15 protein-coding genes are annotated in these 13,437 nt (G+C 39.2%); 8 read left to right on the top strand and 7 right to left on the bottom strand.

Going from position 1 to position 13,437, the window contains the following annotated elements; genetic code table 11:
• Positions 1–11 precede the first annotated feature (11 nt).
• Complete coding sequence (locus KTH84_RS10675) at positions 12–557, bottom strand: ankyrin repeat domain-containing protein (protein ID WP_262473093.1); 546 nt, start codon at positions 555–557, stop codon at positions 12–14.
• Positions 558–710: 153 nt separating this feature from the next.
• Positions 711–1,061: an HPF/RaiA family ribosome-associated protein gene (locus KTH84_RS10670; protein WP_197730962.1), complete on the bottom strand. Its 351-nt coding sequence runs from the start codon at positions 1,059–1,061 to the stop codon at positions 711–713.
• Between the two features lie 251 nt (positions 1,062–1,312).
• Here KTH84_RS10670 and puuE point away from each other — a divergent pair, with 251 nt between their 5' ends.
• The 5 genes from puuE to KTH84_RS10645 all read left to right on the top strand — a co-directional run bounded on the left by puuE (position 1,313) and on the right by KTH84_RS10645 (position 5,444).
• The gene (gene puuE, locus KTH84_RS10665; protein WP_262473092.1) at positions 1,313–2,278 is read left to right on the top strand and encodes an allantoinase PuuE; all 966 of its coding nucleotides are present in this window, start codon (positions 1,313–1,315) and stop codon (positions 2,276–2,278) included.
• 101 nt (positions 2,279–2,379) lie between these two features.
• Positions 2,380–2,883: a 2-oxo-4-hydroxy-4-carboxy-5-ureidoimidazoline decarboxylase gene (gene uraD, locus KTH84_RS10660; RefSeq protein WP_133976111.1), complete on the top strand. Its 504-nt coding sequence runs from the start codon at positions 2,380–2,382 to the stop codon at positions 2,881–2,883.
• Complete coding sequence (uraH, locus tag KTH84_RS10655; RefSeq protein ID WP_262473091.1) at positions 2,880–3,203, top strand: hydroxyisourate hydrolase; 324 nt, start codon at positions 2,880–2,882, stop codon at positions 3,201–3,203. Before uraD ends, uraH begins: the two co-directional genes overlap by 4 nt.
• 26 nt (positions 3,204–3,229) lie before the next feature.
• Positions 3,230–4,597 (top strand): nucleobase:cation symporter-2 family protein, encoded by a 1,368-nt coding sequence (locus tag KTH84_RS10650; protein ID WP_262473090.1) that lies wholly within the window; start codon positions 3,230–3,232, stop codon positions 4,595–4,597.
• Between the two features lie 121 nt (positions 4,598–4,718).
• Positions 4,719–5,444 carry an outer membrane protein OmpK gene (locus tag KTH84_RS10645; RefSeq protein WP_262473089.1) on the top strand — a complete coding sequence of 242 codons (726 nt, stop codon included), beginning with the start codon at positions 4,719–4,721 and terminating at the stop codon, positions 5,442–5,444.
• Positions 5,445–5,496: 52 nt separating this feature from the next.
• On the opposite strand, the gene hpxO is transcribed toward KTH84_RS10645, so the two are convergent.
• A complete protein-coding gene (gene hpxO / locus KTH84_RS10640; protein ID WP_262473088.1) occupies positions 5,497–6,654 on the bottom strand; it encodes an FAD-dependent urate hydroxylase HpxO in 1,158 nt (385 codons plus the stop codon).
• Between the two features lie 199 nt (positions 6,655–6,853).
• Here hpxO and alc point away from each other — a divergent pair, with 199 nt between their 5' ends.
• Both alc and KTH84_RS10630 read left to right on the top strand, forming a co-directional pair.
• A complete protein-coding gene (alc, locus tag KTH84_RS10635) occupies positions 6,854–7,864 on the top strand; it encodes an allantoicase (RefSeq protein ID WP_262473087.1) in 1,011 nt (336 codons plus the stop codon).
• The gene (locus KTH84_RS10630; RefSeq protein ID WP_262473086.1) at positions 7,861–8,364 is read left to right on the top strand and encodes an ureidoglycolate lyase; all 504 of its coding nucleotides are present in this window, start codon (positions 7,861–7,863) and stop codon (positions 8,362–8,364) included. Before alc ends, KTH84_RS10630 begins: the two co-directional genes overlap by 4 nt.
• 140 nt (positions 8,365–8,504) lie before the next feature.
• Here the strand turns inward: KTH84_RS10630 and parE are convergent, their stop codons facing one another.
• Both parE and KTH84_RS10620 read right to left on the bottom strand, forming a co-directional pair.
• Positions 8,505–10,388: a DNA topoisomerase IV subunit B gene (gene parE / locus KTH84_RS10625; RefSeq protein WP_042895824.1), complete on the bottom strand. Its 1,884-nt coding sequence runs from the start codon at positions 10,386–10,388 to the stop codon at positions 8,505–8,507.
• Positions 10,389–10,402: 14 nt separating this feature from the next.
• Positions 10,403–10,984 carry a YqiA/YcfP family alpha/beta fold hydrolase gene (locus KTH84_RS10620; protein ID WP_262473085.1) on the bottom strand — a complete coding sequence of 194 codons (582 nt, stop codon included), beginning with the start codon at positions 10,982–10,984 and terminating at the stop codon, positions 10,403–10,405.
• A 210-nt stretch (positions 10,985–11,194) separates the two neighbouring features.
• Here KTH84_RS10620 and KTH84_RS10615 point away from each other — a divergent pair, with 210 nt between their 5' ends.
• Positions 11,195–12,538 carry an alpha/beta fold hydrolase gene (locus tag KTH84_RS10615; RefSeq protein WP_042895828.1) on the top strand — a complete coding sequence of 448 codons (1,344 nt, stop codon included), beginning with the start codon at positions 11,195–11,197 and terminating at the stop codon, positions 12,536–12,538.
• A gap of 68 nt (positions 12,539–12,606) precedes the next feature.
• Here the strand turns inward: KTH84_RS10615 and KTH84_RS10610 are convergent, their stop codons facing one another.
• Together KTH84_RS10610 and KTH84_RS10605 are read right to left on the bottom strand one after the other, a co-directional pair.
• Positions 12,607–12,963, bottom strand: coding sequence for a DUF5991 domain-containing protein (locus KTH84_RS10610; protein WP_262473084.1), 357 nt, complete (start codon positions 12,961–12,963; stop codon positions 12,607–12,609).
• A gap of 1 nt (position 12,964) precedes the next feature.
• The gene (locus tag KTH84_RS10605) at positions 12,965–13,423 is read right to left on the bottom strand and encodes a hypothetical protein (protein WP_262473083.1); all 459 of its coding nucleotides are present in this window, start codon (positions 13,421–13,423) and stop codon (positions 12,965–12,967) included.
• Positions 13,424–13,437 lie beyond the last annotated feature (14 nt).

The raw sequence follows: 13,437 nt of genomic DNA, 5'->3' as shown, positions 1-13,437 counted from the left end.
CTAATATCCAATTAAGTAGTTAATTCTTTTGACATCTTTGCCCCGTGACGGCGCAATAACTCTAATGTTTCACGCTCTTCTTCAAGCGATTCTGCCCAATCTATTTCATCAAAATCACAATCAAAAAATAACTGACTGATCGAAGATAAAATAGTGAGTCCTTCTTCATCACGTGTGTTTGGATCTACTTTTTCATCAAGTAAACGTTGAACGGCTGGCGCACATGCTGAGCTTGCAGCATCCCATAACGGACCATAGAACTCTTCTGCATCCCAAAGATATACATTGGCTTTGGCCTGAATCAAAGCTTCGAGAATATCGAGGTAAACTTGCAATGCTTGTTGCTTTTCTTCTTTTGATAATGGTGTACCTGCTTCATAAGCTTCTGATACATTTTCCCACCATTTAAAAATTCCGTCACAGATAATTGATACAGGTGGTCCTTGTTCCGGATCAATAAAGTTCGGATCAAGTCCGTCAGCAAGTAATTTCTGCACTTGCGCGAGTTCTAATTCTTCTATGGCTTTAATTAAAGCTTGCTGCTGGGTGGTTAACATGACCATCTCTCAAAAATATATTAGGGCTATTATGCCTAATCTCTTCTCCAGATTTTAGAGGTTGATTGCATAGCATTGCAAACCTAATGTTGTGAATAGTTTTATTTTCATCAAATATAAAAAAAGCCCCGAAGGGCTTTTTAGCATTTTTAATTAAACTTCATCATCAATGAATTCTGGTTGCCCACCTCTCGGGTGTTCTTTTTTCTCAAAAGTATGTTCGAGGCTACGTTTTAATTTTTCAATCGCGCCATGAATTGAAGCATCAATATTGCCTGCTTTATGGTGCACTGCAACTGGTTTCAAACCTGAAGGACGTGCTTCGATCATACATTGGATGTCTTTGTCGCCACTTTTATCCCCATTTTCATCACTAAAATGAACCGAGAAATGTGTAATACGTTCGCTATGACGTTGAAATTCTTGAGTAAGTTCTGCACGTACATAAGTAATTAAACGTTCACTATTATGGATGTTTTTATCTGTGCGGATTTCAATATTCATAAATACCATCCTCTCTTTCTTACTGTGGATCTTTTCTATGCAAAACTTTTTTATCTTGGCATGTTTTAAGCATGCATAAATCGAGTTTAATTGTACAGTTTGACGGTGTAATGGTTTTTTATCTCCTCACTTGACCGTATTGTTTTGGAGTGTTTTAGAAGATCTTCTATCTTCAATATCAGTCCATCTATAAAAATATGCAAGCTGATTTTTTAAATTTTTATGAAAATTCGAACAAAAGGAGAACAATCGTGCTTGAATCTTATCTATCTGGAGCCGAGCTTATTGAGCAAATTCAAAAATCTCCTTATTCACGTGATTTAATCGGTTATCACGGAAAACCGCCACAGGTTCAGTGGCCTAATCACGCCAAAATTGCCATCCAGTTTGTTCTTAATTATGAAGAAGGTGGCGAAAAACATATTGAGCACGGCGATGATGGCTCAGAACAGTTTTTATCAGAGATTATTGGTGCTGCAAGCTACCCAGCCAAACATATGTCGATGGACTCAATGTACGAATATGGTTCACGTGCTGGCTTTTGGCGTATTCATGCTGAATTCCAAAAACGTAAGCTTCCAATGACCATTTTCGGAGTTGCCATGGCGCTTGCCCGCAACCCGTATATTGCGGAAGCCATTAAGCAAGCTGATTATGATGTAGTGTCTCATGGCTACCGCTGGCTTCACTATCAAGATACTGATATCGAACTAGAAAAACAGCATATAGAACAAGCTTTATCTGTTTTAGAAAACTTGTTTGGAAATAAAGTGATAGGTTGGTACACCGGACGTGACAGTCCCAATACTCGTCAGTTACTTGCAGAGTTCCCACAAATACAATATGACTCTGATTATTATGGTGATGACCTGCCTTTTTGGGTGACTCTGACCGATGTTTCTGGTGCATCCCGCCCACATTTAATTATTCCTTACACCTTGGAATGTAACGACATGAAGTTCTGTTCACCGGGAGGTTTTAATCACTCGGAGCAGTTTTTCCAATATTTAAAAGATAGCTTTGATGTGCTGTACGCAGAAGGTGAAACTGCACCAAAAATGATGTCAATTGGAATGCATTGCCGTATTTTAGGGCGGCCCGGCCGTTTTAAAGCATTACAAAAATTCCTCGATTATATTCAAATGCATGATCGGGTCTGGATATGTCGACGTCAGGATATCGCTGAACATTGGTATAAAAATCACATAACTGAATAATTGATTTTTAAATTTTTAAAATTCATAAGTTAATCACAAACCACTATTGGCACTGTTATTGCTAAAAACTCTATATCACGACAATGAGTTTAGGAATAACAGTGTTTTTAGCCGAGTTTAATCAAGCCCCACCCGCACAACTCAAGACTTTGTTAAAAAACTGTGTCCACATTCCCGCATGGGCCGAAAAAATCATCTCAGAACGTCCCTATTTATCAAAAGCATCTCTTCTGGAATATGCAGAAAATTTAAGTCAAATGTGGACTTGGCAAGAGATAGAAGCGGCTTTAGCAACCCACCCCAAAATTGGTGAACGGCAGGCAAAAAATCAGCTCAATGCAAAAGAGCAACATTTTTCAAATCAAGAACAGGCCGGCATTTCTCTAGATGAGAAAACGCAGCAAGCCCTACCGCAAGGCAATCTCGATTATGAACAAAAATTTGGCTTCATTTTTTTAATTAAAGCAGCAGGCTTAAGTAGCGAAGAGATTTTAAAAAATCTACATGACCGTCTTCAAAATGATTTAGCCACAGAAAAAATAATTGTACATGAGCAACTCGCAGCGATTGCCCTCTTACGTCTTTCTCAGGAAATACAAGCATGATCAGCACTCATATTTTAGATACGAATTTAGGCAAACCAGCTGCACACGTAGAAGTGAAGTTATTTCATGCAGAAACCCATGAGCTGATTGCGACAGCAACCACCAATCAAGATGGTCGAGTGAGTGATTTTGAACTAAAAGACTTGACTAAAGGGGCGTATCAACTTGAATTTGAAATTGCGCCTTATTTTTCATCGCAACAAGTCAAAACTTTTTTCCCGCGTGTTTGCATTCAATTTTTTATAGAAGACATTAATCAGCATTACCACATTCCCTTACTGATCAGCCCGTTTGCTTACTCCACTTATCGCGGCAGTTAAAAACAGAATATAGATAGGAGAAAAATATGAATAGTCAGCAAAAAACCTCTATTTCTCCAGAGCATGAATATTTAGGAATATCCAAAAGTTTTGCTTACGGGTTACAACATGTCCTGACCATGTATGGTGGCATTGTAGCCCCACCCCTGATTATTGGAACAGCAGCTGGATTAAGCTCAGCACAAGTCGGAATGTTAATTGCGGCTGCGCTATTTGTAGGTGGACTGGCAACACTCATACAAACGATTGGAACCAAATATTTAGGAGCCAAATTACCTTTAGTTCAGGGCGTGTCTTTTGCGGGTGTGGCAACCATGGTGGCCATTATCACCACAGGAGGCGGCCTACCTGCGGTGTACGGTGCGGTCATTGCCGCATCTCTGATTGGACTATGTCTTGCGCCTTATTTTTCTAAAATTATTCGATTTTTTCCACCTGTGGTGACGGGGTGCGTCATCACGATTATTGGTTTATCTCTATTACCCGTCGCAGTTCGCTGGATGATGGGTGGTAACAATAAAGCACCCAACTGGGGTAGCGTAGAAAATATCTCTTTGGCCTTACTTACTTTAGGTATTGTGATTGTTCTAAATATGCTGCCTCAAGCCAGCATTCGCAGGTTATCGATTTTATTGGCAATTGTTGCAGGCACTATACTGGCCTACTTCATGGGTTTTGGTGATTTTAGTCAAGTGAGCTCTGGTGCATGGGTTCAATTCCCACACTTATTTGCATTTGGTTTGCCAACATTCGAGTTAAGCGCAATCTTGTCAATGTTGATTGTGACCTTAGTCATCATGACGGAAACCACAGCCGATATTATTGCTGTCGGAGACATTGTAGGAACTGAAGTCGATTCGAAACGTATCGCCAATGGTGTTCGTGCAGATATGTTTTCAAGTGCTTTCGCCCCTCTCTTTGGTTCGTTCATGCAAAGCGCTTTTGCCCAGAATGTTGGACTGGTTGCGATTACAGGCATAAAAAGCCGATTTGTAGTGGCAGCAGGTGGATTCATCCTGATTATTTTGGGGCTACTCCCTATTATGGGGCGTTTAATTGCAGCGATTCCAATGCCCGTACTTGGTGGTGCAGGTTTAGTCTTATTTGGGTCAGTTGCAGCGAGCGGAATTCGCACTTTGGCAAAAATAGATTATAACGATCAGAAAAATTTAATTATTGTCGCGACTGCTTTATCTGCTGGTATGATTCCAATTATTAACCATGAGTTTTATGCCCATTTTCCTGTTTGGGTACAAACTTTGTTCCATTCAGGCATTAGTTCAACTTGTATTTTTGCTATCTTGTTGAATTTGTTATTTAATCATTTACCTACATTTCGCAGCTCGCGTACCCCACATTTAAGCCAAACAATAAAGACACAAAATACACATTAATAATTCAGTTTTTAGCGCCCCACTTCGGTGGGCCTTTTTTTAACCGTTGATCAAATTTGGCTTCATTTTTGCTTAAGACAATGTATCCTTAGCATGCTTTATTTGGGGGGAGATCATTTAAATGCAATTAAAGCAACTTGCGGCAACTTGTGCCTTGTTATCTGCAACTGCCATGGTTCAGGCAAAACCAATCTGGCAAGATTTTAGCGTGACTGGACTTTATGGTGAAAACTATGAAGTTGTAGATGAAAAAGAAACCACGATTACTTTGGAATATGCAGCGAAAGTTAAATACGCTGATGTGTTTTTCTTCATGGACCACATGCGTGGTGAAGACGATCATAAAAGTACATATTTTGAGTTATCACCACGTTTAAGCTTAGGCGAAGTGTCAGGTAAAAAACTGGCGTATGGTCCAGTAAAAGATGTGTTGATCAGTACCACTTGGGAAAGTAACACTCAAAGCGGCCAAAACTTCGATAACTTCCTTTATGGTTTTGCAGTTGATTTAGATATCCCATATTTCCAATATGCAAATTTAAACTTCTACCGTGCAAATAATGAGAAAACTGACGACGATTACCAAATGACGTTTGTTTATGGCATTCCATTTAAACTCGCATCTGAAGATTTCTTGGTAGATGGTTTCCTTGACTGGTCAACTGCAGAAGATGACCATGCCAGCGAGTTAAACTGGACCACCCAATGGAAATGGAATGTAGGTAAACACATTTCTCCTGACACACGTTTATACCTCGGTATTGAGCACTCTGTGTGGAATAACAAATTCGGTATTAAAGGTGCTGACGAAAATAACGTAAGCGCATTGGTAAAATACCACTTCTAAGACTCTAATTTAGAAGATAAAACAGCAAGGAAAATTCCTTGCTGTTTTTATTTTAATCGAGTGGATTACCCACAATATTACTAATAATCCCCTGCATAATATGTCCACCTTGTTCACGGCGTAATTCTGCATACCACGCGTGTGTAACACTTTCATCTTTCATATGGGTCACATCACAGCGTTTACGTGCACGAAGTACTAATTCATTTGCACGTTCATTGCGTTTGTTTTGATAGCGACGTAAAGCATCTTCGATACCTAAAGTGTTAATTTGCAGAGAACGCGCTAAATAAATAGCATCTTCCATCGCTTGGCAACCGCCTTGCCCAATATCAGGTGTCGTACTATGGGCAGCATCACCCAAAATCACCACGCGGCCTTTATAAAACTGAGTGAACGGCTCAATATCATGTATTTCTACGCGATTGGTCTTTTGCGGATCTAAACGTTCAATGAGCTGCTGTACTGGCAAGCACCAATCAGCAAAATATTGTTTTAAAAGTTTTTTATATTCATCTCGATTATTTTCTAAACCTGCTGGTAAAGGCACATCTAAAAAGAAATAGAATTTCCCATCCGCAACTGGCATCAGAGAGGCACGCTTGCCTTCCCCCACATAAGTTGTCCATTGCTCGGCCGGTGCTAAATCTTCAGATATTTCAACCAGACCATTCCAGTTTACATAACCCGCGTAACGGCGCTGTACTTGCTGGCCCAACACATAGGCCCGTGTAAGAGAGTGAGTGCCATCTGCCCCAATTACTAAATCGGCTTGTGTAGAGCTACCATCAGCAAAATGCACCTCAACAAAATCAGCGTTGTCATCAAGATTGACCATTTTTTTGCCTAAATAAATCTGATCTCGGCCAAATTCATCCATCAGCATGTTTTGTAAATCGGCGCGTGCAACTGGATAAGGTCTTTGCCCTACTTCTTCAATTAATGGCAGTAAACTGAATTGTGTCATCACATCTCCAGTTAAACCATCGACATAGGCCAAGTCATCCATTTGTCCACCAAGTTGAGCGATTTTCTCGGTTAATCCCAGATAGTTTAGACATTTCACACCATTCGACCACAGCGAAATTGCCGCGCCGACAGGAAGAATTTTTTCAGTTTGCTCATAAATACGAACTTGATGACCAAATTTCTTTAATGCAATGCCTGTGGTTAGACCTCCCATTCCCGCACCAATAATCACCACATTCATAACACTCTCCTATAGATATTCACCTATAGGGTGCTTATGCTAAAAACATGCCATCGTTCAAAATTTATTTAGCTTTTCCACAAAACTGGCATGCACCATGCTTATATATTTAAGGATAAAACTCGTCTTAGCACGCTCAGTGTTAGGGCTGTTTTAAATGAAAAATCATGTTTTTAATAAGAAATACGGATACTCCATTATGGCAACACTGCACGCTCCAGCTTTTGAACTTCCTGAAATTTTGAATACAAAAACTAATTTGGCAGATGCCCGAATTGGTGCACAAATCATTGAGTGTTCAGATGATTTTTTTGCCGAAGCAAAGCGTATGCTGCAATTTGAAGCACCTGTTTTTGTTGAAGATAAATTTGATGACAACGGCAAATGGATGGACGGTTGGGAAACGCGCCGTAAGCGTCATGCAGGCTATGACTGGTGTATTGTAAAGCTTGGTGTGAGTGGGAAAATCAGTGCACTTGATATTGATACCAGCTTTTTTACAGGAAATTATCCTGCATCTGCATCATTAGAAGCTTGTTATGCACCAAATGATGACCTTACAGGAGCAAAATGGGAAAGTATTTTAGGAAATACTGAGCTAGGCCCAAGCCAACATCATATTTTTATGGTCAATAATGATGCACTTTTCACTCACATACGCCTCAATATTTTCCCAGATGGTGGAATCGCCCGTTTACGTGTCTATGGGGAAGTTCATATTCAGGTGACTGACAGCGAGCAAACACTCGATTTATTGGCCCTAGAAAATGGCGGTCGCGTAGTAGCGTATAGCGATGCCCATTTTGGACATCCACGTAATTTGATTAACCCAGGCCGTGGAGTCAACATGGGAGATGGATGGGAAACCAAACGTCGCCGAGCACCGGGTTATGACTGGTGTATTCTTGCATTAGGTAAAAGCGGAAAAATTGAGAAGCTTGAAATTGATACGGCTCACTTTAAAGGAAACTTTCCTGCCCAAGTCTCCATTCAGGCGGTTTATCTTGAAAATGCAACAGATGCACAATTAATTCCACAGAGTATGTTCTGGTCTTATTTACTTGAAGCTCAACCTATGCAAATGGACCATATTCATGAATATGTAAATGAAATTTTGCAGCATGAAAAAATCTCTCATATTCGTATTAACATGATTCCAGATGGCGGCATTAGCCGTGTACGTTTATGGGGAAAAATTGCCAAGTCATGATCATGAATAATGTCCAAATTCAACCCTTAACCATTGAGAGCTTTCAGCCCTTTGGAGAAGTCATTTGTTGTGACGGGCATGACTTTTTTCATATTAATGATGCCCACACCGAGCGCTACCACGCGCTCGTTGAAACAGAAATTGAAGGTGAAGCAAAAGCAGGGATTAGTATTTTTCGGAATATTAAGACCAGCGTTTTACCTCTGGAAATTTCGATGCTTGAGCGTCATCCGAAAGGTTCTCAAGCATTTATCCCCTTACAACAACAAAAGTTTTTAATTATTGTGGCACCTGCTTTGGACAAGAATATTCCCGATATTTCAAAGCTATGTGCATTTATTTCGAATGGAAAGCAAAGCATTAATTACCGCGCAGGTACATGGCATCATCCACTACTTACCTTTGAAGCACCGAGTGATTTTGCAGTAGTGGATCGAATTGGAGGCGGAGCAAATTGTGATGTTTTTCAATTTCTACACGCTATAAAAATTACTGTCTAAATTCAAATATACAGATCTATCTATTTAAGTTTAATGTTCTAAACATCAATGCTAGCAACCGTTGTGGTGATTTCCAACAATTTAGGTTTACATAAAAAAAATCCCCGCTCAACTGGCGGGGACTTTTTTAATAGATTTTTTTAGACAGAAATATCTGCTAAATTGCCTTTTTGCTCAAGCCATTGCTTGCGGTCCGCGGAACGTTTTTTAGCAAGTAATTTATCAAGCAATCCTGCTGTTAAATGCGTATCGTCCAAATCAAGCTGCACCAAACGACGTGTATTTGGATCCATGGTCGTTTCACGTAGCTGAATCGCGTTCATCTCACCCAGTCCTTTGAATCGGGTAATTTGCGGATTTCTATTGCCTTTGACATTTTTCAAGATGACTTCAAGCTCGTCGTCATCAAGGGCATAATGTACATCTTTACCTATATCAATACGGAATAATGGTGGCATTGCTACAAACAGGTGACCTTCTTCAACCAATGCAGGAAAGTGTTTAACGAACAGCGCACATAACAAAGTCGCAATATGTAAACCATCTGAGTCCGCATCGGCCAAAATACAAACTTTGCCATAACGTAGCTCGGACAAATCATCACTACCCGGATCTACCCCAATTGCGATCGCAATATCGTGAACTTCTTGAGAAGCCAAGACTTCATCTGAAGAAACTTCCCAAGTATTTAAGATTTTTCCACGAATTGGCATAATCGCCTGAAAGTTTTTATTGCGTGCTTGCTTAGCACTGCCACCTGCTGAGTCGCCCTCAACAATAAATAATTCACTGTCTTCTCGCGTTTGCCCCACACAGTCAGCCAATTTACCCGGTAAAGCAGGCCCAGAAACAATCTTTTTACGCTCAACTTTTTTAGCCGCTTTTAAACGACGACCCGCTTTCGAAATCGCCATTTCTGCCAATTGCATGGCAATTTCAGCATGTTGGTTCAGCCAAAGTGAAAAAGCATCTTTAGCGATATTTAAAACGATATTAGCCGCTTCTCGGCTTGATAAACGTTCTTTGGTTTGACCCGAGAACTGAGGTTCCTGAAACTTGAGTGATAAAATATAGTTCACGCCATCCCAGACATCTTCTGCTGAAAGCTTCAGATTACGCGGTAACAAGTTACGTAACTCACAGAACTCACGTAATGCTTCGGTCACCCCTGAACGTAAACCGTTCACATGAGTACCGCCTTGGGCAGTAGGAATCAGGTTCACATAACTTTCTTGAACCTGCTCGCCGCCTTCTACATTCCAGCAAATTGCAAACTCACATGCCGCCCGATCTGCTTGTCCATAACTCACAAAAGCCGGATTTGGCAAGATTTCACGATCTTGCAATTCATCCATCAAATAGTCGACTAGCCCATTTTCAAATTGCCATTCGATTTTTTCATCATTAATTTGATCAATATAGATAACTTTTAAGCCTGCTGCTAAAACAGCTTTGGCTTTTAAGTTATGTTTGAGTGCTTTTAAAGCAAACTTCGGACTGTCGAAATATTTAGTTTCGGGCCAAAAATGTACGGTCGTACCTGTCGCACGTTTTGGGACTTTGCCTTCTAACACAGTTAAAGGAGCAACGGGTTCACCTTGCTCAAAAGCCATCTGGTAGAGATTGCCCTGACGTTGTACTTCTACCTCAACACGTGTTGATAAAGCATTAACAACAGAAATACCGACACCGTGTAAACCACCAGAAAACTGGTAATTATCAGTACTAAATTTACCACCAGCATGGAGCTTGGTCAGAATAATTTCGATACCGCTTTGGCCATACTCAGGATGAATATCAACCGGCATACCACGTCCATTATCTTCAACAGATAACGAACCATCTTTATAAACTGTGACACATATTTTGTCGGCATGACCCGCTAATGCTTCATCAACAGCATTATCAATAACTTCTTGGGCTAAATGGTTAGGTCGAGTCGTATCGGTATACATACCTGGACGACGACGAACAGGGTCTAAACCGGAAAGGACTTCAAGCGATTGAGCCGTATATTGTGTCACGTTGTACGTTTTCCTTATTTGATGGTGTGCGCAAAGAATTCGATCACTAACGGTAATTTTTCTTCAAAATCTTCCATAGCATGATTGCCATGAGCATCCGTCAAAATCAATGAGGATGGGGTTGCAGCACTATAATAGCGTTGTGCTTGACGATAATCCAAAATTTCGTCGCCTTGTTGCAACAAGACGAGTATTTTGTCGGCATTTTTAGGCTGTTTCAGTTCAAGTTGTTGTAACTGTCGTAACTGAACATGATCAATTAACCACTGATCGTTGACCATATAGGGCATGCTTTCAACTTGAAATAACTCATCAAACAACTTCCATGGTTGCATAGCAGGGTTAATCAGTACAGCCGGAATGTTATATTTCGCGACAAAATATGTCGCAAAAAAACCACCCAAACTACTTCCGACCAATGCAACATCATCCAGACTTTCAATAAGCTCTGAAACTTGCTCAACCACCTGATCTGGAGATCTATTTAGGTTTGGCAAATGCACTTTAATTCCTAATTCGCTACAATACTGCCTTAAGCTCAATCCTTTAATCGAAAGAGAGCTACTGTTAAAACCATGGAGGTAGATAATATTCATATATTTCCCTCTAAATTGAGACAAATTTCACAATTTTGTTCTCAGTTTGTATAGAAAAGCACAATTGTCAGACAAGAAAAACCACTCAACTAACCATTCATCAGTATTTTAAAAAAATGTGTTATTTAAACTACTAAGATGGAAACGTTTACTGCCGTTTATAAAAAGTACAGCTTAAAACGTCGGTTATAACGTATATGGGGAAAAGATATGCCGAGCTTAACACCACTACATGAGACTTATTGTAAATGGGATAGTACGCCACCTAGTCAGGCAGATGTATTAGAGGGTTTAGCTCAACTGTTCAGTACCAGCTTAAATGGTGTACATGAATTAATACAAGTCATTAATATTGAAGTATTAAAAAATGCTTTTGGTATTAGTACTCAAAATGCTAAAAACTTTCAAAAACGACCTTTAGTTCAAAAGGCATATCAGTTTTCTTATGGGGCCTTACAAAAATATGGTAGTTGCTTTTTAGCACCCAGCTTACGCCGTATTATTGAAAAGTTCCCAACACTCCATGAAAAGCCTTTGACACCAAGTCTTCATTTTTTAGTTGGAATCTTGAATGGTATTTTTGGGGATTACTTACTTAAACAGCACAGTCCTCTCGCCTTGCCAATGGTCCTATACGATCACTACGGAGCTATACAACAAGGTGAGCTTGCGGGTCGTATTGTGATTTTAGTTCATGGTTTGTGTATGAACCATCTGACTTGGTCAAATGCACATTATGGCGGCATTGGGGAACGCTTATTAGCCCAGCGTGACCATAACACGATGTTGTATTTAAATTACAATACAGGCCGCCGTATTTCAGCCAATGGACGCAGTTTCTCAAATTTATTAGAAGACCTAGTACAGCGTAACCCAAGAATTACCAGCATTGATGTGATTGGCCATAGTATGGGCGGACTCGTTTCCCGCAGTGCGCTGTTTTACGGCAAACAAAATATGTACCAATGGATTCATATGGTTGAGAATCTGGTTTGTATTGGCTCTCCACATCATGGTGCAGTCTTAGAGCGTTTTGGTTTTACCATACAAGATAAACTAGGGGCTTTCCCTTTTGTAGGTTTACTGGGTCAACTGGTCAATATTCGCAGTGACGGTATCTTAGATTTACGACATGGCAGTGTTCGTGATGACGACTGGGAATATATGGATGCCCGTATTGGCATGATGGATGATAACCGTGCCCCTGCTCCTTTGCCCTCTCATATCAATACCTTTTTAGTGGCAGGCACCCTCGAGTTTGAAAAAGTGCGTAATAAAGCACTCACTGTGATTGGTGACTACTTGGTAAGTATTAAAAGCGCGCTGGGTGAACATCCAAATCCACGTTTTCAACTTAAAGTGCCAGATTCACATAAAGCCGTATTTTATGGCTTAAACCACTTTGAAATTCAATATCATTCAAGCGTTGCCGAACAGATCACTCGCTGGTTATATCCTCATGTTAATGATTACGTGCAAGAAGGTATCCAAACCCATATTATTGATATGCCGAACTATACGCTCGAAGATTTAGAAGGAATTGTAGAGACGTAAAAAAAAGCCCAACTTATGTTGGGCTTTTTTATAGAATCTGAAATATTTTAAAAAGAGCTCTATAACTATTATTTATCTTTAAAAAATAAGTTGTCTTTACTATCTAAAATTTCATCAGAATAAAGATAGTATTTTCCTTTCTTAAAGACTACTTTTCCTAACTTTTCACCACTTTGAACATTAAAGAAATATAGCTCGTTATTTTTCTCTTTCACTTTGCACATATAGGATTTATCAACCTGAAAACCAATAATAGAGTACACACATTTTTTTGGTGCTAATGTTAAAGTTGACTCTATCGTCGCAACATTTCCACTAGGTAGCTCCTCTGAACTATAATAGTGATATGTACCATTCCATATTTCTGTATTTGCAAATGTATGATTAGCAAATAGTAAAATTAAGAATAATATTAAATATTTCATGTTATTTCCGCAGCATTTTAATTAAATCACTTCCATCATCATATTTTATATTTCCTATTTTTTTACAAGAAGATTCTTTATCAATAACAAAGTTAATAAATTCTGAGTATTGATGATATTCAACTTTAACTGTTAGTAAATTATCCGTATCCTGTAATATCTTATATTTATTAGGAGTATCTTGAGAATGAATTAAAATATTAAAATCAATATTACAAACCCCATTATTTTTTGTACTACACTCTTGATCTTTTATAATTAAATTTGTAAGGTTTTTATCAAAAAAATTACTTAATGTTTTTCTATTTTTATTTTCAATAACCTCATCTCCATTAATAGGAAATTTATTGTATAAATCTGTAATTAGAGCTTTTGAAGTATTGTAACATTCAGCTTCTTTTGCGGAAACGCAACCAGATAAAAGGCTTAAACATAAAATTTCTAAAATTAAAAGTTTCATTAAAATCTCCTATT

Source organism: Acinetobacter sp. WU_MDCI_Abxb74, assembly GCF_025513915.1.
Classification (GTDB): Bacteria; Pseudomonadota; Gammaproteobacteria; order Pseudomonadales; family Moraxellaceae; genus Acinetobacter; species Acinetobacter calcoaceticus_C.
This window is presented reverse-complemented; position numbering and strand designations above follow the sequence as displayed.